This window comes from Paenibacillus sp. HWE-109 (assembly GCF_022163125.1).
Lineage (GTDB): Bacteria > Bacillota > Bacilli > Paenibacillales > NBRC-103111 > Paenibacillus_E.
On sequence record NZ_CP091881.1, the window covers coordinates 4,766,070 to 4,788,273 of the forward strand.

Annotated in this window: 19 protein-coding genes; 4 read left to right on the forward strand and 15 right to left on the reverse strand. The window is 44.5% G+C overall.

Annotated elements, in window-relative coordinates:
• Positions 1 to 9: 9 nt before the first annotated feature.
• The 6 genes from LOZ80_RS20420 to LOZ80_RS20445 all read right to left on the reverse strand — a co-directional run bounded on the left by LOZ80_RS20420 (position 10) and on the right by LOZ80_RS20445 (position 6,933).
• On the reverse strand, positions 10 to 1,107 hold the full coding sequence (locus LOZ80_RS20420) for a quinone-dependent dihydroorotate dehydrogenase (protein WP_238166444.1): 1,098 nt from the start codon (positions 1,105 to 1,107) through the stop codon (positions 10 to 12).
• 155 nt (positions 1,108 to 1,262) lie between these two features.
• Complete coding sequence (locus tag LOZ80_RS20425) at positions 1,263 to 2,096, reverse strand: PRD domain-containing protein (RefSeq protein ID WP_238166445.1); 834 nt, start codon at positions 2,094 to 2,096, stop codon at positions 1,263 to 1,265.
• Positions 2,097 to 2,113: 17 nt separating this feature from the next.
• The gene (locus tag LOZ80_RS20430) at positions 2,114 to 3,556 is read right to left on the reverse strand and encodes a PTS transporter subunit EIIC (protein WP_238173055.1); all 1,443 of its coding nucleotides are present in this window, start codon (positions 3,554 to 3,556) and stop codon (positions 2,114 to 2,116) included.
• 147 nt (positions 3,557 to 3,703) lie between these two features.
• Positions 3,704 to 4,543, reverse strand: coding sequence for a carbohydrate ABC transporter permease (locus LOZ80_RS20435; protein WP_238166446.1), 840 nt, complete (start codon positions 4,541 to 4,543; stop codon positions 3,704 to 3,706).
• Positions 4,544 to 4,585: 42 nt separating this feature from the next.
• Complete coding sequence (locus tag LOZ80_RS20440; protein WP_189009013.1) at positions 4,586 to 5,491, reverse strand: carbohydrate ABC transporter permease; 906 nt, start codon at positions 5,489 to 5,491, stop codon at positions 4,586 to 4,588.
• 86 nt (positions 5,492 to 5,577) lie between these two features.
• Positions 5,578 to 6,933 (reverse strand): ABC transporter substrate-binding protein, encoded by a 1,356-nt coding sequence (locus LOZ80_RS20445; protein WP_238166447.1) that lies wholly within the window; start codon positions 6,931 to 6,933, stop codon positions 5,578 to 5,580.
• Positions 6,934 to 7,304: 371 nt separating this feature from the next.
• On the opposite strand from LOZ80_RS20445, the gene LOZ80_RS39185 reads away from it, so the two are divergent.
• The gene (locus LOZ80_RS39185; protein WP_268240109.1) at positions 7,305 to 7,439 is read left to right on the forward strand and encodes a hypothetical protein; all 135 of its coding nucleotides are present in this window, start codon (positions 7,305 to 7,307) and stop codon (positions 7,437 to 7,439) included.
• Positions 7,440 to 7,921: 482 nt separating this feature from the next.
• On the opposite strand, the gene LOZ80_RS39190 is transcribed toward LOZ80_RS39185, so the two are convergent.
• The 7 genes from LOZ80_RS39190 to LOZ80_RS20480 all read right to left on the reverse strand — a co-directional run bounded on the left by LOZ80_RS39190 (position 7,922) and on the right by LOZ80_RS20480 (position 17,197).
• Positions 7,922 to 9,376: a L,D-transpeptidase gene (locus LOZ80_RS39190; protein ID WP_443147074.1), complete on the reverse strand. Its 1,455-nt coding sequence runs from the start codon at positions 9,374 to 9,376 to the stop codon at positions 7,922 to 7,924.
• A 237-nt stretch (positions 9,377 to 9,613) separates the two neighbouring features.
• On the reverse strand, positions 9,614 to 11,230 hold the full coding sequence (locus LOZ80_RS20455) for an NHL domain-containing protein (RefSeq protein WP_238166448.1): 1,617 nt from the start codon (positions 11,228 to 11,230) through the stop codon (positions 9,614 to 9,616).
• Between the two features lie 38 nt (positions 11,231 to 11,268).
• Complete coding sequence (locus LOZ80_RS20460) at positions 11,269 to 13,032, reverse strand: FecR family protein (protein WP_238166449.1); 1,764 nt, start codon at positions 13,030 to 13,032, stop codon at positions 11,269 to 11,271.
• Positions 13,033 to 13,059: 27 nt separating this feature from the next.
• A complete protein-coding gene (locus tag LOZ80_RS20465) occupies positions 13,060 to 14,907 on the reverse strand; it encodes an adenylate/guanylate cyclase domain-containing protein (RefSeq protein ID WP_238166450.1) in 1,848 nt (615 codons plus the stop codon).
• A gap of 174 nt (positions 14,908 to 15,081) precedes the next feature.
• The gene (locus tag LOZ80_RS20470; RefSeq protein WP_079413773.1) at positions 15,082 to 15,315 is read right to left on the reverse strand and encodes a ferredoxin; all 234 of its coding nucleotides are present in this window, start codon (positions 15,313 to 15,315) and stop codon (positions 15,082 to 15,084) included.
• A gap of 67 nt (positions 15,316 to 15,382) precedes the next feature.
• Positions 15,383 to 15,889, reverse strand: coding sequence for a molybdopterin-guanine dinucleotide biosynthesis protein B (gene mobB, locus LOZ80_RS20475; protein ID WP_238166451.1), 507 nt, complete (start codon positions 15,887 to 15,889; stop codon positions 15,383 to 15,385).
• Positions 15,890 to 15,895: 6 nt separating this feature from the next.
• The gene (locus tag LOZ80_RS20480; protein ID WP_238166452.1) at positions 15,896 to 17,197 is read right to left on the reverse strand and encodes a DNA polymerase IV; all 1,302 of its coding nucleotides are present in this window, start codon (positions 17,195 to 17,197) and stop codon (positions 15,896 to 15,898) included.
• A 214-nt stretch (positions 17,198 to 17,411) separates the two neighbouring features.
• Between LOZ80_RS20480 and cimA the strand changes: the two genes are divergently transcribed.
• Complete coding sequence (gene cimA, locus LOZ80_RS20485) at positions 17,412 to 19,031, forward strand: citramalate synthase (protein ID WP_238166453.1); 1,620 nt, start codon at positions 17,412 to 17,414, stop codon at positions 19,029 to 19,031.
• Positions 19,032 to 19,089: 58 nt separating this feature from the next.
• On the opposite strand, the gene LOZ80_RS20490 is transcribed toward cimA, so the two are convergent.
• Positions 19,090 to 19,623, reverse strand: coding sequence for a TlpA family protein disulfide reductase (locus LOZ80_RS20490; RefSeq protein ID WP_238166454.1), 534 nt, complete (start codon positions 19,621 to 19,623; stop codon positions 19,090 to 19,092).
• Positions 19,624 to 19,756: 133 nt separating this feature from the next.
• On the opposite strand from LOZ80_RS20490, the gene LOZ80_RS20495 reads away from it, so the two are divergent.
• Both LOZ80_RS20495 and LOZ80_RS20500 read left to right on the forward strand, forming a co-directional pair.
• Entirely contained in the window at positions 19,757 to 20,980 is a 1,224-nt protein-coding gene (locus LOZ80_RS20495; protein ID WP_238166455.1) for an MFS transporter, read from the forward strand.
• A 52-nt stretch (positions 20,981 to 21,032) separates the two neighbouring features.
• On the forward strand, positions 21,033 to 21,458 hold the full coding sequence (locus LOZ80_RS20500) for a M67 family metallopeptidase (protein ID WP_238166456.1): 426 nt from the start codon (positions 21,033 to 21,035) through the stop codon (positions 21,456 to 21,458).
• On the opposite strand, the gene LOZ80_RS20505 is transcribed toward LOZ80_RS20500, so the two are convergent.
• Positions 21,455 to 22,189 carry an exonuclease domain-containing protein gene (locus LOZ80_RS20505; protein ID WP_238166457.1) on the reverse strand — a complete coding sequence of 245 codons (735 nt, stop codon included), beginning with the start codon at positions 22,187 to 22,189 and terminating at the stop codon, positions 21,455 to 21,457. The two genes, LOZ80_RS20500 and LOZ80_RS20505, sit on opposite strands and share 4 nt — an antisense overlap.
• Positions 22,190 to 22,204 lie beyond the last annotated feature (15 nt).

A 22,204-nucleotide genomic window follows, 5' to 3' on the forward strand; every position in this document is an offset into this window, starting at 1 on the left:
CGAAAGAAGTCAGTTCTGATCAGCACCGATTGCCTGGGAAATATGAGTAAAACCATCTCTCTTTAATAACTCTGCCAACCCTAGATTTATCCTCGACAATAGGCCTGGACCTTCGTAGATTAAGCCGGTATATACCTCAACTAAACTCGCGCCAGCACGTATTTTGTCATAGGCATCCTGAGCCGTGAAAATCCCGCCCGCCCCAATGATCGGAAGCTTGCCTTCCGTTAATTGATAGACGCGTCTGATAATTTCCGTGGAACGATTCGTAAGAGGGCTTCCGCTAAGCCCGCCTGCTTGTTCACGATTCTGATGCACAAGCCCTTCTCTACTAAGCGTTGTGTTGGTTGCGATGATGCCGGAGACGCCGCTTTCCTTAATGGATTGCACCGTTAATTCCAACTCATCGTCCGTGAGATCAGGCGCGATTTTAACCAACACCGGTTTGCTTGCGTGACCACTCTTTTGCTGTTGAAGCTGCATTTCGGCAGTGACGGCATCGAGCAATCGCTTCAAATCATTCCCATGCTGTAAATTACGCAAATCAGGTGTATTTGGTGAGCTAATATTCACTACAAAGAAGTCACCATATGTATATAACTCGCGAATACAAGCCCGATAATCCTCTTCGGCCTGTTCATTCGGTGTTGTTTTATTTTTACCTATATTAATGGCCACCGGGATCTCCCGTTTTCCTGTCTTCTGCAGATTTCTTGCCATTTCATCCGTGCCGACATTGTTAAAGCCCATCCGATTGATTAGCGCTTTGTCTTCCGGAAGACGAAATAGCCGCGGCAGCTCATTGCCCGGTTGTGGTTTTGGTGTAATTGTCCCAACTTCCATGAAACCAAAACCTAGTTGTGAGAAACCTTTGACAGCTTTCGCATTTTTATCTAAGCCTGCTGCCAGGCCTACCGGATTTGCAAAGTGCAAACCCCATAGTTGCTGGGCCATCGCTTGTGATGGGGCAACGCCATACATCGCTTTGAGGAGTTGTTTTCCTCCGGGAAATTTACTTACGGCACTTAGGCCGTCAATGGTTAAATGATGCGCTTTTTCCGGATCCATTCGGAACAAAATTGGTTTACCTACGTTCTTATACAGCATGTCCTATGCACTCCGTTCTCTAATGACTCTAACAGTCAGTTTAGCTGACAATGTGCAAATATGCAATCCACTGTATGGCTAAAATCCCATTTTTCAAACAAAAAATCCCCGCTCCATGTAGGTTGCAAGGGGAATCCGTTAGCACTATATCAACACTATACTTCTGTTCGTTGAAGCATTCGTTCCAGGTGCATCGTCAAGTAGCCCGTTTCGTCATCCGGCACTTCGAGCTGGAGCGTATCACTGAGCATCAAGGAGAGCACTTTTGCTTTCACATAAGTATCCCCGTACTCTTCTTTTATTTTATCCAGCAAGGAATTTTGAAGCGTCTTTTTTTGCTTTACCCGTTCAATGACGCCTTTTAAATGGCTGATAAAACGTAAGGTAGAGAATGAATCATCGAAATTAAAGCCTAATTCCTTGGCCGATTCAATCGTCTGCGAAACCACTCGAACGACGGCTAACGAATCCGCAGCCTGCTCTTTTTTGCGAGCACTGTTGAAATGCATCGTCAGGAAAGCAACTTCATCCTCCGGTAATTTGACATCCAGATGGTCATTCAAGAAATCAACCGCTTTCTTAGCTACCTTGTATTCCTCTGGATACATATACCCGATTTCATACGCAAAAGGGTTGGTAATGAAGATCCCGCGTTTTTGGCGCTCAACAGCAAAGTTAATATGATCAACTAAAGAAGCATGTATCGTTTCGGAAAAGTCGCCTTCGAGCATACTTTGCGCATACGCGATGACTTCCTCTGTGATTCCAATAATTTTCACATCAACTGCATTTAATATTTGTTCATAGTTTTTGAGCACTTCCGAAGTGTGCAGCAGAAACTCCTGGGTAATTTCAGCTTCATTAATAAGCATACCTGGCGTCTTCTTGAATCCAATCCCCTTGCCGAAGGCAATTGAATTTTTGCCGGAAGTCAAATGGGCCATCACGACATTATGTGATAGAACATGAATAATCGTTCTTTCAATCATAAGACACCTCCGCGTTCTTAGGTTTGTCCTGATTTGTCTTTATGTAAGTTCAGCATAGGTTTAATGCTTTCACGAATTTGTTCCGATTCTGTACCGAACACCACATGTATATTTCCCTTGCCAAGCCTGATAACCCCGATGGCTCCAAGTTCTTTGAGTTCATGATCAATTACCAAATGATCTTCATTCACTAACAGCCGTAATCTGGTTATGCAAGCATCAATGGAAACAATATTCGCAGCTCCGCCAATATGCCTTAAAATACGGGAGGGACGGTCTTCTACGCGCGCAACCTTAGTAGAATCTGGTTCGGCTTCGACATCCGACGATTCATCACGGCTCGACACTTTTAACGGAAAGAAGTGCAAGTAAAAACGAAAAGTTGCATAATATAAGATAAAATACCCGGCTCCAACGATAATAACCCAATATGGTTTCGTAGATACATGCCAACTCAGAATAAAGTCAATAAATCCAGCCGAAAAGCCAAATCCCATTTTGACTTGAAGCATATTCATGATCAGCATGGAGCAGCCTGTCAAAACAGCATGTATCACATAGAGACCAGGTGCCACGAACATAAAGGCAAATTCGATCGGTTCCGTTATGCCCGTCAAAAAGCTGGTTAACCCTGCACTAAGCATGACGGACACGATCAGCGTTCGATTGGCAGAAGATGAGCTTCTGATAATGGCTAATGCTGCTGCAGGAAGACCGAACATGATGACGGGGTAAAAGCCGGTCATGAACATTCCCGCTTCAGGGTCTCCTGCGAAAAATCGTGAGATATCGCCATGGACAATTTTGCCCGTATCTGTGGTATAATCCCCGATTTGAAACCATGCCATATTATTAATAATGTGATGCAACCCGGTAGGAATTAAGAGCCTATTCATAATGCCATAAATGAGAACACCGACATTCCCATTATCTACAATCCACAAGCCTATAACACTGATAAATTTCTGCACGGGAGGCCAGATGTTTCCCATCAAGACACCAAGGAATACCATCACAAGCGACGTAAGTAAAGGCACAAATCGCTTGCCCCCAAAAAACCCAAGTGCTTTAGGCAATTTAATGTGTTGGAATCTGTTAAAAAACAACGCCGACAAACCGCCGACAAGCATGCCGCCCAATACGCCCATGTCCATCCGTTCGGCAGAATCGGTCCCCGTTTGAAAAAGCTGCAGGACATTGTTGAACACCAAATAACCAACTGTGGCTGCGAGTGCAGCAATGCCATCACCGGAAGTTAATCCAATGGCAATGCCAATCGCAAAAATTAATGGCAAATTATCAAAGATTGCGCTTCCCCCAGACTCAAAAATATGAGCCATCTGCATCAGAAAGGGATCATCAAAAGTCATTTTGCCAATACGTAAGAGAATGGATGCCGCCGGCAGCACCGCAATCGGGATCATCAAAGAACGTCCTATTTTTTGCAATATATACATCATTCTCATATGAGTTCACCTTTAAGCCCACAAGTTTGGCCGTTTCTTGTTTGCTCTTGCTTATATCCCAATTATAGTAGAAAGAACACCCTCCTGGAAGGATAAAATCCTCTAGGATAAGGTGTTTTTTCTATGCAAGCCAATATACCGTTATTTCACCGCTCCGGCCGTAATCCCACTTGCAATTTGACGCTGGAAAATCATATACACAATCAGTGTAGGTACCGTTGTTATCAGAAGTCCTGCGAACAATGGGCCCCACTCTGTGCGATATTGCATCTCAGCTTGCATAACAGCAAGACCGATTGGCAGCGTATATTTCGTCGGGTCACTGTTGATAACAACCCCTAGGAAATACTCGTTCCAGTTGTTCAGCATGTTCGTGATCATAACGGTAACCAGTCCAGGCTGTGATAATGGCAGCATAACACGGAAAAATGTCCCGTAATGCGAAGTTCCATCAATGATGGCTGCTTCTTCAATTTCTTTCGGTAATGATTTATAGAACCCTACGAGCAAGAAAATACCGAATGGAAGATTCAACGCTGCATAAACGAGAATTAACCCGATTAACGAATCCGTCAAATGCAAATCACTTAGCAAGAAGAACAGTGGAATCAGCGCAAGCGCGAAAGGGATCATCATCGAAGCAATATAAATGGTAAAAATGAGTTTGTTTCCTTTGAAATCATATCTTGCTAAAATATAAGCCGTCATAGCAGCCAATATCATGCCTAACAGCGTACTGCCCACAGTTACGATAATGGAATTCGCGAAATAAGTATTAAAGTTATATTTACTCCAAACATAGGAGAAGTTTTCCCAAAGCAGCGGGAATTTCGGTAAAGCCCATGGGGCATTTAAGAAAAATTGTTGATTATTTTTGAGTGCGTCCAGTAATGTCCAAATTAATGGATACAATACGGCTACACTCCAGATCAGAAGAATGATCCAAACAAGCATTTTGGCTAACGGATTTTTGATGACCATACGATGGCTCCCCCTCCTTCAGAATCAGGTTCTAAGATGACCTTAATGCATTTCGATCGTTTCTTGGCGCATAACGCGCTGCAAGATAAGAGTTGTGATCAAGGAGATGATGAGAATCAACACTCCGATGGCTGCTCCATAACCGAAATGATATTGTTGAAATGCCATCCGATACAGGTAAGATCCCATAACTTGGGTCGTATTATCCGGCTGTCCGCCACCCGTCATCAATTGCACGATGACAAAAGATCCGTTAAGTGTTGTAATCACGATGTTAACAATAGAAACTTTAATTTGCTCCCAGATAAGCGGCATGGTGATGTTGCGGAATTGCGACCATTGACCGGCTCCATCTATATTAGCTGCCTCATAGTAGGAAGCAGGAATATTCACGATTGCAGCAATCATCAGGATCATATAGAAGCCGATACCAGCCCAAATCGTTGGAGGTAATAGCATCCAGATCGTGTGCTGTGGAAAACCTAGCCAAGTGATATCGACCTTATGATCTGTAAAGAGTGACAAGAACGCATTCAAGAATCCAATTTGCGGATTGTAGATAAAGTTCCAAAGTACACCGATAACAACGACCGAAATGACATTTGGGATAAAGAAGATTGCCCGGAAGAAGCCGGATCCCTTTATACTAAAACGAGTTAATGCTACAGCGAAGAACGTCGCCAAAATCATGATGCCAATGACTTTGCCTACCACGAGGAAATAGTCATTTCCAATGGCTCTAAGTACAATCGGATCTTTAAATAATTCAACAAAGTTATCGAAACCAATAAATGTGCTGTTCTCTGACATTCCTGACCAATCATAGAATGACTTCTGCAAAGCCTGTATAACAGGGTAGATCGTAAATACACAGAAGAACAAAAAAGTCGGAATGATGAATGAAGCGATGAACAAATTCCGTTTCCACATTTTTGACTTGGCCTTCATTCTATCCTCACCGTCCTATCATTAAAATGGCGGAGAACTCCTAAGGCCTGCACCTTACTTGTTCTCCGCACTGCTTCATTCAGTTATTATTTCTTTTGTTTCGCTACAACATCCGTAACACGTTTAACCCACTCATCAGGTTTAATGGTTCCAATAGTCAACGCAACTGTTGCATCCTGCATCGCTTTATCCACGTCAGCCGCGAACGAGACGGTTGGAACAACAATTGTATCAGGAGAAGACAAGAATTTGGCTGCATCTTTAACGAAGTTAGGCGCTTTGGAAGAACTGATGTCACCTTTAATGTTAGAAGGCGCACCACTAAGCTCTGCCCACTGGGATGCTTGTTTTTTGGAGAATACGAACTGCATGAATGCTTTGGCAGCATCTTTGTTTTTTGCTTTTTTAGCAATTGCGAACGTTGAAGTTGAAGTGTTAGCTACCACTTTTCCACCTTTATCTTGCGTGATGGATGGAATGAATCCGAAATCGAAAGTAGCTGGAACGTCTTTGGCCATTTCGTTTGGCAGCCACAGTCCGTTCGGAATGAAAGCATCTTTGTGCTGCAGGAACAAGGATTGGGAATCCGTGTGATTGATTTGCACGGAAGCTTTGTCGATGTAGCCTTTGTCTCGAAGTTGAACGATTTTGTCCAAACCTTTTAGAATAGCTGGGCTTTTCCAAGCATCAAGGTTGTTTGCAGCCATATCTTGCAGCAATTTGTAGTCATTGTTGTTAGCTGACACGATAGCTGGGTACAAGACGGAACCATTGATGTAGTAAGGATATTTACCTGTGTGAATGAATGGATTGATGCCTGCGCCTTTGATCGTTTCACTAACTTTCAAGAAATCTTCGAAATCTTTTGGCTCAGCCCAACCTTTTTCTTTGAAGAGCGCTTTGTCATAGAAAATACCCCATGAGCTCATAACGAAAGGAATGTTGTAGATTTTGCCATCGTATTGCGGTGGTTGTTGGGCAAGCAAATCAAGAATTTTCTCGCCGTCCACGTTTTTCGCGTCTTTCAACCAATCTGTCAAGTCTTCCAGTTGTCCGTCCGTCACCATTTGGCGATCAAACAATTCAGGTCCATCGATATATACGAAATCAGGTGGGTTACCAGCGATCCAACGGGGTTTCATTTGTTCGTTGATTTTTGGTCCCGCACTTTCTTTAATTTTCAACTCTGGGTTTGCTGTTTGGAAATCAGCAATAACTTTTTTCCACCATTTATCGCCGTAGCCGCCGACAAAGTACTGGATTTCAAAATCACCGGTTAATTTTTTTGCGCCAGCCGGTGTTGCCGCTGCTGTAGCAGCCGCTGTTGGAGCTGTTGAAGCAGCCGGTTTCGTTGTTTCTGTTGGTGTTGCCTTACCGCAGCCTGCAGCTACAAGTACCATGGATGCAGCTAAGCCCATTGTCGACCATTTCTTCATATTCATGTGTTCATCTTCTCCCTTTTTTAATCTGATTGTTTGTTTGAAATTTATGAAGTAGCTTATTCCTGGGTTAACATTCCTCAGTAGTTTGTGCTACCAACCCCTTTCGCAATTCAATAAATGGAAAAATAAAAAGGGCATAGTTATAGAAGAAAAACTTGCTTTCTTCAATAACTAATGCCCTTACGGTAACATGTTATTAAAACTGACATATTCAGTTGTTTTATTCGCTTCGTGTGATTAAATCTTACAATAAAATGACATCATCGTCAATACATCTTTTTTATTTTCTTTTTCATATTCATATTCTATGATCCAGCTCACTTATGCTATGATAGATCATATCGTTAATTCCGAAGAAAAGGGTGATTCTTATGTCCAAACGCAAACCATTAACCGTGAACCGCAAGGCCAAAGATGAAGTAAACAAGAAAGCCATCATTTGGACAGGATCCATATTTGTTGTTGTGATAATCGCCATGACCTTACTGCTCATTTTGAACAAATGATGCCGTTAGAAATGATTGATTTCTTCACAATTTGAATTGTAATCGCTTTCGATTTTATTGTCAAGCGTTTCTTCTAACACATTCTGGTTAATTACACAAAACCTAGCCTTCGGCTATGTCTCCAATCCAATGAACATTGAGGCAAACCCCTTACGAACTCAATACCCTTTATTTGAGCAAAATCGGTCATTCTGAAAATCTAATGAATTCCAGAGGCGCTATTTCAAGCAAACGATCACTTTACCGACTAAAATCTGCTCGATAGCGCCAATACAGTTCATAAAAATCGCCAAAGTAGCCATTTTCTCGTCTATAAGCATAGTACAGTTCATTAGATGTCTTGGCTGCCGCGCCGCAACGGCGATACTTTAGGTGGAAGCTTCGCTCCCCCTTTTAGTTGTGCCTATCTTGGCTGGGCGCGCTATGTAAAACAAAACCGTCCTAGGCAAGCGTAGGACGGTTCTTTACGTTAATTTCTTTCATTAGTCAAGCCATTTGTACTTCTTCCCAGGGTTTTCTTCCTTCGTTTGCAGAGGAAGATTGAAGGATTGATCCGGTTTTCCTCTTCCAGCACCTGATCCTGGCCCACCCGCTCCAGGACTGCTGCCTCCCTCTGAATCTGGCGGCAGCACCCCCTTGCCAATCGTTACTTTGGTTTCGTGTGGAACCATATTGAAGAGTTCTTCGACGTCTGCCTGCTGCATGCGAACACAGCCATGCGACTCATCCTTTCCGATACTGGACGGTTTGTTAGTTCCATGAATAGCATATAACGTATCAGACAAAGTCATGCCCCGACTGCCAAATTCTCCATTCGATTTCCCGTTAGGATTACGCACTTTCTCGCTGATTACAAACTCACCCTGCGGCGTCTTCTCTCCCCCCAAGCCAACTGGATAGCTGCGGATGATATAATTCCCGCTCACAAGAGCCAACTGATGCTTATCCGTGTCAATCACGATACGGAGCGGTTCTCGCAATGGGTCAGCCGACGATTTAGGCGATGAATTAGCCGATGTCACTTGTTCTTTGGCTGGTTGTTGCGCAGACTCCCCCGCTTCAGGCACTTGTTTAATATCTTGCGGTTTGCCTGCCTTCGCACTCTCATTCAACTTGCTGACAACTTGGGGGAATGCCTCCTGCATGTCCGGCGTAAGCCCCGGCAATAGATTGTTCGGGTATGGCTGTGTCAGTTGCTCAGGTTTCTCCGGCATAGCTCCGGTCCTCTTTTGATAAGCTTGGACAGCGCTCTGCAAAACAATTGCTTGCTCCCGTTCGCTCATCCATTTGGTAATAGTCGGAATTAGTGAAGTGCTGTCTGCAACTTGACAGGAACAAATTTGAGATTGGTAATAGGCTAGTGAAGCCTTGCCATCGCCTGTACTCTTGGATTCTACGCTGACCAAAGGTTTGACAGACTTATTCCATTCTTGCCATCTGCCGTCCGTGCTTAGAGTGGGTTCCATAATGACAGACTCCCCTGCTCCCGAACTTCTGGAGGCAAGAACTTGCTGGAGCTTCTTGCCCCAATTTCCTTCTGACAAATATAACTTCACACCATTGGAACTATCGCCTCCAGTTTCCTGCTGGGGAATTGGCGTTGAAGCCGCCTCTGAAGAGGCTGATTTGCTCGTATTCTTCGTATTCAGACTACCTGGAACATTATCCTTGGCCAAATCCATCGCGGCGGGCACGGCTAGCAGCAATAAGAGGATCATCGCGGGCAGCCATTTTCCTTTGCCGCTTGATTTCCCCTTAGCAGGAGCCTGAATATCTTTTTTTGCGCCGTTTGGAGGATAGGTAGGAAGCGGACCTTCAATCGTTATCTTTTGCCGCTCAAAAGCCTCGTAAATCTCCCCAGACTGGGCAAAACAGTAGGCTGCCTTGCCTTCTTTCCCTTGTGCCGCATATTCTCGACCAAGCAAATACCACGCCATTTTATGATCAGGATGTTCCTTAACATATTTTTTGAGATAAAGAGGATCTTCGATGGGATTATGCTGGAAAAAACGATCCAACTGATCATTGCGATTATTCTCTTTCAAGCTGGAAACCTCCTATTGCCAATTAAGACTCTAACTGCTTTATCGGCAAAAATAGCCAAGAGATGAAGTCGCAAAAAAATGAGCTAGAACAAAGGTGCCCCTTTGTCTAGCCCATCGCAAGGTTATTGCTTACTTCTGATAAGATTTGGTGCGTAAAATGGCTGTCTGATGCGGTGCATCCCACTGTACATCCAGACCAATTTGTTCCGCAAAGAATCTAACTGGCACATACGTACGGCCTTGTTTCACGTAAGGCGAAACATCCGTTTCTATGGTCGCAGACGTGTTGTGACCGGCGTCCTTGCGGCTAATGCTCTTTTCTCCAATTGTTAATTCGATCGTCACATCACCTTTGGTGAGTTGCACGATTGATTTCCCCGCTTGCTCCGCATACTTAACCTCATAGCCGAATGTCTTGCTTATAGCGCGAACCGGAACCATGGTACGACCATCCTGAAACTCAGGCTGGGCATCGAAAGAAATCAAGCTCGATCCGCTGACAACCTTCACTTGCTTATCGTTTCCGATATTCGTTGGCAATTGATAAGGAGCAATTTTGCGAACTTTATTATTCAAAGAATCGGCAACGACGATATTCCCCTGAGCCGTTACAAGGACATCACTTGGACGATAAAATTCCGCAGCCTGTTCCACACCATCTGACTCACCTGTCTTGACAGTGCCCGCGATGGTAGTTACCTTTCCATTTAGCAAATAACGCACCGCATGGTTAAGGCTGTCTGCTATAAGTACCCCGCCTTCGGAGGTTACAGCTAGGCCTTTAGGAAAATCAAACTTCGCTTTGAGTGCATCGCCATCAGCATAATCACCAGACGCATATAATTCATTTTTGGCGTACAATGCACCCCCTGAGGTTGAACCCGCAAGTGTACTTACTGTCCCTGCTTTTAAGTCAATGTAACGAATGCGTTGGTTCCCTGTATCACTTACATACAGATTCCCTTTACTATCCAAAGCTAATCCGCTCGGCTCATTGAATTTCGCTGTTGCCAAGCTGCCATCTTGATATTCCCCGGCAAAAGATGCTTCGCCTGGACGAATCTCGATAGCACGTCCAGTAGTAGCGTTCAACGTGGACACACTGCCATCCGCGGCAATTTTACGAATCACATGATTCAAAGAATCAGCGACGTACACGATCCCGTCCGCAGTTACCGCTACATCCGTTGGGTGATTGAAGCTTGCTGAGGTGCCCTTGCCGTCTTTGTTTCCTAAGACACCATTACCAGCCAGTGTCGTCACTTGCCCGTTCGTATCGATTCTACGAATGGCATTGTTGCCTGAATCGGCTACATAGACATTCCCTTTGGCATCAACAGCTAATCCCGTCGGTTCGTTAAAAAATGCTTCGTTTGCTTTACCGTCCAGCAACCCTCCTGTCGGGAAGCCATTGCTGTTCTTCGAGACAATAAGTTCAGGACCTGCAAAAGTCGTAACAGTTCCACCAGTTATTTTGCGAATCTGATGATTGCGAGTGTCTGCAACTAGAATACTGCCGTCTGCCAATTGCACGACACTGCCTGGAGCCCGAAAAGCAGCGCTTAACGCAGCTCCATTGTGATCTTCGAAATCGCCAATTCCCGCGATTGTGGATACATCCGAAAGAATTTGGCCATTGCTTGAAAGAAGAGCATCAGCAGACAATCCTGCTGCCAAAGCCGACGAACCTCCAAGAAAGGTTGCCGCTATGAGAGATGAAACGAATATATGTTTGAGTGGTTTCATTGGTTTCTCCTTTTGATTCTAACGATTCTAAGTAACGTTTAGGGACGTGGATTATTTGCCGTAAAAGTAACAAATGGGTTGATGGTGTACGGAACAGCAACAGTCTGAACAGAACTGCCATTTTTGCGAACAGCTACAATTTTACCAACCTTAATGGTGTGTGTCCCTGCACCATACATCGGGATCGATGCTAGTTTCTTCTTGCCGACAACCGAAATATTATTGGGCTGACTTCCGAAATTGGTTACCGTGTAAATGAGTTCAACGTTATTAGCATCTATGTGCTCACTAACATTATCTGCGCTAGTAGCGCTGTTAAATATTTCACCATTAATCGTTGGCGCATTTCCATAGTTCGCACCACCAAAGCCATAAAGCAAATGAACTTCTACGCCATAAATATCATTCGCATTAACGAAATCACTTAAATAAATATCCAAATTAAAATTGGAAGAGTTTGGATCTAACGTAGCCCCTAAACTGACTGCCGGAATCACAGTTGGTTCCGAACCAGATCCAGGATCAGAACCAGAACCAGTTCCTGGACCCCCAGTAGTTGTTTCAGGCGCTTTATTCCCATTCTTCAAGATCACTTCAGCATCCGCGGTCTGCTTCTCTTGTGCCGCTTTATTCGCAGCTGCTAATCTCGCTTTCTCGTCTTCCATCGCTTTAAGCGCAGCTGCCAGTTTCTTCTTGATCTCATCTAGCTTCTTCGCTTCCTCTTGTTTCTTCTTCAACTTTTCGGATTCAAGCTTTTGAAGCTCAATTAATTTTTGCTTTTCTTTCTCTGCATCAACACCCGCCGTTTTGTCCAACTCTTTGACTTTGTTCAAATCCAGCTTTCTATTTTCATCACTGATTTTTTTATTCGCTTCATCAATGATTTTATTCATATCATCTTTATCAATCTTTTTATCGGCAACCGCCTTTTTCGCGATATTGCCAATCAAGTTATCTAAATTTTGCTTCACTTTATCGAGCTCTGCCTGATCTTTGATAACTAAAGATGTCTGATCATCAACAAACTTGCCGTCTGCGATTTCCTTGGATTTCTTGGCAATGAAAGCATCATTTTCTTTATCAATCTCTGCTTTACTTTTAATTAGCTCTTGAATCACTTCAGGTGAAGCCTCTTCAATAAATTTATCAATATCTATAAATTCTACTTTCAAGGATAGATCTTTGGTTTCATCTCTGGAATCCATAGAGATTTGTTGGGTCGGATACAGATATGTAATTGAAAACGATTGTGTTGAATCAGCATTGGTTGTTACCGTAGAAGCCGAAACGTTCCCTGCGCCTACAGCCATTTTGATTTTGCCCGTGACTGGATCAACACCTACGAAAAACTGAGTGCCCCGTACGCCCATGACGGCCGTTGGCGTTTCAACTTCAAACTCGTCATTTGATCCAGCCAATGATTTGACCTTCACCCACATGGAGCCAGCCCACACTTTAAGCTTGGACTTTTTGCTGCCATCCGAAGAACTCAGATCAGATACGTTCACCTCGGAGTTAGCCCCAAGAGTAATCTCCGAATCCCCGTTGCTTAAGTTAAGCGTCACGCTTGAACCTTCGCCTGTATACACCGTATCCCCTTGATTAAGACTCATACTTTCGTAAGCATCGTAGGACTTGGATCCTCCGCCTTTTTTGATCGTAACATCCCCGGACAGCGAAGCTACAACAGCAACGCGAACAGTTTTGGCATCAACCGGTTTCACCAGCAAAACCGAAATCAAACTAAAAACGAGACAAAAACTTAAAAATAAAGATACAGATGATTTCTTGGATAGTTCCATACTAAATTCCTCCCTATGTTTCCCGGCTTACAGATTTCCGATAACTTCATAGACCGCAACCGGTTTTTCTTTTCCTTTGACTTTGATCTCACCTATGGATTCAATTTCGAACAGGTGCTTGACTCGCTCATACGTTTGTTCACTAATTAGAATCTGTCCTGGTTTGGCATTCGACTCCAAACGCGCTGACAAGTTGACGGTATCCCCGATAGCCGTGTAATCAAGCCTCAAATCCTCCGAACCGATATTCCCGACTACAGCAGGGCCGCTGTTGATCCCAAGACCAAACTTCACGCCAATGCCGTAGTTTTTGATCAATTTTTGCTCAAGAATATCAGCTTGCGACTTCATTTCAATCGCCGCACGAACGGCCATCTCCGGATGATTCTCATATTCAATCGGCGCGCCAAACATCGCCATAACACCATCACCAATGAACTTATCCAGTGTCCCATTGAACTTGAAAATAGCTTTCGTACAGACATCCAAATACTCATTCAACACCTGGATCACTTGCTCAGGCTCCAACTTTTCAGACATCGGTGTAAATCCTCGAATATCAACGAAAATAAGCGAGATATCTTTACGGCTTCCGCCCAGCTTCACATCTTCACCAGACTGGAGAAGTTCGTCCACGACAGTTTTGGAGACGAATCTTCCGAAAATGCCTGTCACACGGTTGCGTTCCTTGCGCTCCTCTAGATAATGGCTTACCAACGACCAGATATAAATGGTCACCAGCGCAAATTGCGGATAAACTAGCGGCGCGAACGTAGAGCCAGCAATATAGAAAAGAAGCCATACGCCACCGTAAACAATAAACATTCCCAAGAAGATAAAGAGCGCGGTCTTTCCTCTGAATCTCTCAAATAAGAAAAGGGCTAATAGAGAAACAAGCAAAATAATCCCCACGCCAACCGGCTTGCTTGCATCTTTGTAATATTTGCTCTCTAACAACGTTTGAATCATATTCGCATGAATTTCAATCCCAAACATTTTTACAGAACTAATTGGTGTCGGATACTCATCTTGCATAGCTGTAACAAATGGACCTACCAGTACAATGCTTCCTTCCAAAGGCAGAGGCTTTTTGCTATTCATAACATCAACAAAAGAAAGCAGCTCATAGCCTGTTGTCGCATCCACTTTCTGCCTTGGCAAGGTGAAAAATTCCGTGGTTACTTGATTTCGTTCATTCGTAGGCAAAATAATACTGCCTTGCTTCCATTGTCCTGTTGCATCGTCTCGTTTAACTTTGTTCTGTTCATCCAGCACGAGGTTGGCGAGCGCGACACTAAATGCAGGTATGTATGTTCCATTCTCATCCGGCAACCCAACGGGCAGCTTCCGAGCTTTGCCATCCTTATCAACAAACACATTAATATGCGCCATTTGCTGTCTATTGGTCGTTAAAGTGGGAGTGGGATAGTCGACTTTCTCAGGTATAAGATCACCTGCTTCTTGCTGCTTTGAGGGATAATTAATTTGCACAGGCATAATCACATTGTGATATTTAGCCAATACATCGGCTAACGCCTTATCGTCTGCGGGGTTTTTCGAAGGTTCCGCCAAAACAACGTCAATCCCGATCGCCGCGGCACCGGATTGTTCCAGCTTCTCAATTAATTGGGCATAGGTCGATCGATCCCATGGAAACTTCCCAATTGCTTTTAATGACTTTTCATCAATCTTGACAATTTTGATGCGATCCTCGGGCTGACGCTCATCAACTGACTTCGATTTTCGCAAACTATCTTGAAGCGGCCCTTCGACAAAATAAAACAAACCGCTCGAATTCACCGTGTAGAAATATGTCGACAACAGCATCAATAAGAGTCCCGCTGCCAAAGTTTGAATCCATTTCTTCTTACCCATAAGATCCTCCCTTTTGATTGCTAGCTTCATTGTAAGATGACGGGTAAGAAATGGCAATGAATTGTTACAAATAAATACAAATTGTAGCAAAAAAAGAGCCCAATCCCTTTGCAGGAATTGAGCTCTTTCGACATACTGTGAATGACTTCACTTCACATGATAGGAGTTTAATGATTAGCTAAAAGGTGCATCCGCAACTTTAATGGAATCCGTCGGACAGCCATCTTGTGCATCTTGTAGGTCATCAAATAGATCTTCAGGGATTTCAGTTACCCCTTTGTTTCCGTCTCCGTCAAAAATCACTTCTGCCAAACCTTCATCATCATAATCATAGATGTCTGGAGCTGTAGCTCCGCATGCGCCGCAAGCGATGCAAGTATCTTTATCAACAAATGTATACTTTGCCATGATTTCTACTCCTCCTCAAATTATCCTCATTGTAAAATATAATATAAATACGGACAAAGTTCAAACCTTAAAATAGATTCCCGCCAAAATAATGTTCGATAAAATTCGCAATACGTCCCACTTCATTTAAATTTATAGAAGGGATATGCGGATAATAGCTCTCAGCGTCTTCCAAATCCGTCACAATAGCAATAGGACTAGGCTCAAGATGATGAACGATTTCTCTTTGTTCTATTGTACGAAATAAAGCAATCTTTGGATGCTTTTCCTTTTTAAAACCTTCTACAAAAATAAAATCCATGTGCGAGTAAGCCGTTAACTGCTCCTCTAAACTTACATTACCCCTTTTCTCATACGTGTGAATCATGTTCGGGGATAGCGTAATCACGGCATCAGCTCCCGAGCCAACATAGATCGACGAATCCGCTCCCGCGGCTTCTTTATAATGTCCATGAGCATCATGTTTCATTACAGCAATTCGATAGCCGCGCTGCTTCATTTCAATCACCAATTTAGCAATCAACGTTGTTTTCCCGCTATTCGAATAACCAGCGAAGCCGATGCAATGCGCCATTCCCTATCACTTCTCCTCTTCCTTATGGAGCGGATTTTTTTTCAAATGATCCATCTGCAAGGAAGTGCCCCTGGCCTTATGATTTCGTATAAAAGCGGACGGATCATCACTCATCATCCCTGCGGTCAGAATCGCGCTTTCCCCAAATTTATCACGCAGCCCGTCCATAATTTTGTTCAAATGCTCTCGCCGCGGCTGCTTCTCATAATCAAACAAATCCAATTGAATGAAGGTTTCTTCCTTCATCGTTAAATTCTGCAAGGTAATGCCCAACAATCGTACTGGTTTGCCGTCATCCCACTGGTGATCATACAACTCACACGCTGTTTTATAAATATCATCCATATGCTCCGTTGCCGTCGGGAGTGTGACAGAACGCGTGATCGTCCTCATGTCAGGATCGCGAATCGTAATCTGGATCGTCAAGGCCATCAACTCCTGTTTGCGCAGCCTTCTCGCTACTTGATCAGCCAGATTGAGGAAAACACGATGAATTTCTATGCGGTCTGTGTAGTCTCGCGGCAGCGTCGTGGTGTGGCCAATCGATTTGCTTTGTTCTTGCTCCGGATTTACAAGAGATGGATCAATGCCATTCGCTGATCGTTTCAGATGAGCACCGAGAACTCCGAATTGCTTCGTCAATAACAACTCATCCGCAGACGCTAATTGGCCTAAAGTAAGAATACCGAGTTTCTCCAATTTATCAGCGGTCTTTTTACCTATGCCGTACAAATAATTGCAAGGTTTATCCCATAATACATACGGCACATCACGAATGCGAAGCACAGAAATCCCATTCGGCTTCTTCATATCAGAGCCCATCTTGGCAAGCAGCTTATTCGGCGCAACTCCGATCGAGCAGGGCAGCTTCAATTCCTTCATAATTCGGTTCTGAATGCTGTTTGCGATATCCATAGGCGTTCCAAACTGTTTGGAACCCGTTATATCCACAAAACATTCATCAATGGACATGGATTCCACCATAGGCGAATAACTATAAGCTATCTGCATGAATCGTCGGGAGAAATCGCGATACAATTCAAAGTCAGGTCGAATCAATATCAAATCCGGGCATATTTTCAGAGCTTGCCTAACCTGCATACCCGTTTTGATCCCCATTCCTCGCGCTGTATAAGATGAAGTAACAATTATTCCTTTGCGAAGTTCAACACTTCCAGCAACAGCAATGGGTTTGCCTTTATACAATTCAGGCTCAACGGCCTCATGGACAGAACAATAGAACGCATTCATATCAATATGCAAAATGACTCTACCTTGTTTGGGATAATGATGCCCCACTGTCACCATTTCACATTCCCTCCCATGCTCCAAGACGTTAGACCAGAGCCATTTTCAGCATACAAAAAAATATTGTTTCAAGCAAACGTATTTTTGCGTTATGATGTCCTTACCCATAATCTTATGGTATAATCGTAAATTATACATTAGCGCTTTAAAGCAAGCTTAGACACCAGCACATCTAACAACGAAGTCACTTTGCTAGCTTTTGAAGGAGGAACCCATGCCAACATCAGTCAAAATCTTCGACACCACACTACGAGACGGAACGCAAGGAGAAGGCATTAGCCTATCTGTCGAGGACAAAATCAAAATCGCCCGCAAGCTCGACGAGCTTGGGGTTCATTATATTGAAGGCGGATGGCCGGGCAGCAACAGCAAAGATATCGAATTCTTTGAGCGAGCTCGAGACATGAAGTTTACGAATGCCAAAATTACAGCCTTTGGCAGCACGCGGCGCAAGGATTCCATAGCTGCTGATGACATCAATTTGAACAGACTTGTTGAATCCGGCGCACAAGTGGCGACAATCTTCGGTAAGTCCTGGGATTTCCATGTCACGACTGCGATCCAAACGACTCTCGAAGAGAATCTGGCTATGATCTTTGATTCCGTGCAGTATCTGAAAAGCAAGGGTCTTGAAGTCATCTATGATGCCGAGCATTTCTTCGACGGATACAAGAACAATGCCGATTACGCTCTGCAAACGATCAAAAAAGCCCAGGACGCCGGGGCGGATTGGATTGTCCTATGTGATACTAATGGCGGTTCCTTGCCAGGGGAAGTCACAACCATTGTGACAACAGTGAAACAGCACATCTCCACACCTGTAGGCATACACGCCCATAACGATTGCGAATTGGGAGTTGCTAATAGTCTTGCCGCTGTGCAAGCCGGCGCAGGACAAGTTCAAGGTACGATTAATGGCTATGGCGAGCGCTGCGGCAACGCCAACCTTAGCTCCATCATCCCTAACCTTCAATTGAAACTTGGCTATCACGTCATCTCGGAAGATCAGTTGAAGTCGTTGACATCGGTATCCAGATATATCAGCGAAATCGCTAATATGCATATGCCAGTTAATCAACCCTATGTCGGCAATGCCGCATTTGCTCACAAAGGCGGTATCCATGTATCAGCGATCCTGAAAGATGCCAGCACTTATGAGCACACCAAGCCTGAATTGGTCGGCAACAAACAGCGTGTATTGGTGTCGGAGCTTGCAGGTCAGAGCAATGTATTGGTCAAAGCGCAAGAACTCAATTTGGATTTCAACAAGGATCCACAGAAAACCAAAGATGTCATTGAGCGGATCAAAGACCTCGAACACCAGGGCTACCAATTCGAAGGCGCAGATGCCACTTTAGAATTGCTGCTGCGTGAAGCGTTTGAAGGACTTGAAGAGATATTCACGCTTGAATCCTTCAAAATGCTCGTCGAAAAATCTGCCCATCACTCGGTTGTTTCCGAAGCCATCGTGAAAGTGAAAGTGCATGGCGAGACCATCTATACGGCCGCCGAAGGCAATGGCCCGGTCAACGCGCTTGATAACGCTTTGCGCAAAGCGTTGATTCAGTACTATCCGGACATCAAAAATGTCCATCTGTCCGACTACAAAGTGCGCGTCCTCGACGAGAAAGACGCAACAGCCGGTAAAGTTCGCGTCTTGATGGAATCGACGGATTTCAAAACATCCTGGAACACACTAGGTGTGTCCAGCAATATTATTGAAGCCAGTTGGTATGCACTGGTTGACAGCTTGCGCTATGCCTTGATCAGCAGACAGCGCATTGAGCCAACGATCAAAGAAAAAAATGAGCAACTCGGCTTAGTGAACCACTAAGTTTGCCAACCAAAAAGCTGCAAGATCGAGCCACTAGGGCCGACTTGCAGCTTTTTTATCATCCTTTGATCAGGCCGGCTATTTTCTTATCCAAATCCTTGGCGGATAGGACATGAATCACCTCGCGAACGACCCCGTTCTTATCAATCAGGAAGCTGGTTGGTATTGCTACAACACGGTAATTCTCAGCGTTGGTCCCTTTCTTATCCAATAAAACGGGAAACGGAAATTGATAAGTTTCAACGAATTTCTTGATATTCTCCATTTTATCCCCAGGCGTCACATTCACGGCGTAGAGATCGAATTGCCCTTGATATTTGTTATATACATCCACCAAATCCGGTGCCTCTTCTTCACAAGGTCCACACCAAGAGGCCCAGAAATTGACCAATAACGGTTTCTCTCTTTCCCCGCCAATTGTGTACTCCTTGCCGTCGAGTCCCTGCAAAGTAAACGAAGGCGCCAGGAAATTCACCTGCGGCGCTTGTTCAGTCGGCATCAGTGTTTGTTTATTTTCACGCTGCACATTTTGATAAATCGCAATGCCTGCCAATAGAAGAACCAGCGCAATAACGATACCATTTTTTTTCAAAAGCTTGCTCACCTCCACGATATCTATATTATCCCCAATTCCACAGAAATTCCAACATCGAGCTTGTGAACAAAGTATGCTTTCTCCAAAACTGGGAAAAGTAAACCTACCTCAAGCACGGAAAGGATACCTCATGGATAAGAATAAAGAAGCAATCAAGGGTTCAATCTGGGCCTACATCGCGATCGCCACGATTCCACTCGTCCTTGTCTTAGGCAATTCCATGCTCGTCCCTATCTTACCTGACATGCAGGAGAAGATGGGGATCACACGCTTCCAGAGTTCACTCGTCATCACCTTATTTTCCATTGCTGCCGGACTTATTATCCCCGTCTCAGGGTATTTATCCGACCGCTTCACACGCAAAGCCGTCATCATCCCTTCGCTCATTGTTTATGGCGCCGCAGGCGTTCTAGCAGGGTTTGCTGCGGTTTGGAATTCGTACCCTATCCTTATTACTGCCAGAGCGATCCAAGGCTTAGGAGCGGCTGGTACAGCCCCTATCGCAATGGCTTTAGTTGGCGACCTATATAAGGGAGGACAAGCCAGCAAAGCATTGGGGCTTATCGAAGCATCCAACGGAACAGGCAAAGTCGTAAGCCCCATTATCGGCTCCTTGCTCGCCTTGATCACTTGGTATGCACCTTTTTTCGCATTCCCAATATTTTGCGTGCTGGCCTTGCTCGCTGTCATCTTCCTAATTAAAGAACCCCCAAGAGAGCAGAAAGCCGATCCGCTTCGTGTTTATTTAGGGCAGATCCGGGATATCCTGCAGCAAAAAGGGCGTTGGCTCATCCCTGCGTTTTTCGCGGGTTCCATCACCCTTTTTATTCTGTTTGGTGTGCTCTTTTATCTCTCGCAAATCTTAGAGGAAGCACCTTACCATATTGAAGGCGTTCGCAAAGGACTTATTCTCGCAATCCCGCTTCTCGGCATGGTCATTACCTCTTATACCACCGGGGCCAAAATCAAACAAAACGGAACACTCATGCGTTGGTTGATGAATATCGGACTCATCCTCATGACCGCGGCGTTAGCTTTAGCCATTTTCTTAAACTCAAATCTCTATGTCTTCATTGGATTGCTAACACTCAGCGGCATTGGTACAGGCCTTCTGCTGCCGTGTTTGAATACACTCATTACCGGCTCCGTGGAACGCAATCAACGCGGGATGATCACTTCCTTATACAATAGCCTCCGTTTCATTGGCGTTGCTTTCGGCCCGCCTTTGTTCGGATGGCTGATGTCCATCTCCCACAAAACAATTTTTACCACCGTCTCCTGCATGGCCCTCTTGATGCTTATACTCGTCTTTTTTTGCATTAAGCCAAGTGGGGATATGCCTGAGAAATCGTGATATACTTACTTTCATCCGATCACGATTCAAGATGGCGAGGTGCAGTTAGAACATGATTGTTCACATCCCTGACAAACTCTATCATGGTATCATTAAGCACTCCCTTAGGCAGCAGCCCGAAGAAGCATGCGGCTTCATTCTTGGCTCTCCAATGCCTTCCAGAGGGGCGAACATTCACGCCATCTCATTCGTTCCAATGCGAAATATCTCTTCGCACCCTCTAACTCATTTTGAGATGCATCCTGCTGAAATGATTCCTTATCTAACCGATAAACAGCAGCCAATTGTCGGTATCTTCCATTCCCACCCAACCGCTCCGCCCCTTCCTTCTCAAAGGGATCTTCAAACCCTCTGGCACGACATCCCAACCCATTGGATCCTGTCGCTGCAAAAGCCTCATTTTCCGGAATTGCAAATTTACGAAACAAAAAAAGCCACTCCTTCTACCTATCACAAACTTTCGTTTGTCATTGGTTAGTGATGGCTTAACAACGCATATAAATCACCCAATGTATCTACATTTCTCGATTTGATTTCCTCCATGAACCTGGACCACAACTCAGCTGTCATCAAAGAATCCTCAAGTGCATGGTGACGCGTAGTCACTGGGATTTCATAGGCATGAAGCAGAGAATCCAAACTCAAGTTCTTTCTTTTTGGCATGAGCCATTTGGCGATCATCATCGTATCAAGAACTCGGTGCGATAAACTCACTTTGGAAGTTCGCCAGAGCGCGGAATTCAAGAAATTTTTATCGTGGCCAGTTGCATGAGCAACCAATATTCTTTGTTGGACAAACTCCAAGAAGTCGCTCAAAACGACGATTAAGTCGGGAGCTTCAGCCGCCATTTCATTCGTAATCCCAGTTAACTTGACGATCTCTTCGGGTATCTTGCGCTTAGGATTCACCATACTGTAGAACGCGCTGTCTCGCTGCACTTCGCCGCCAATGACTGACACGCCACCGAATGAAATAATCTCATCACCGTTGTAAGGCGAAAATCCTGTCGTTTCCAAATCAAAAACGACGATTTCCATTGAATGCAGCGGTATCTCGAATAAGGAATCCTTCCGCTGCTCCTTCAGCATCGAACGTATAAAAGCCATCTGCTGCGCACTTTGCACATCAAACATCGACGTAAGGGCCGGTGTAAGCCCACCCATTTTATACAAATGCCACATTCGGCCAGCTGGACGCATATCTTTCATACCGAACTCTCCCTC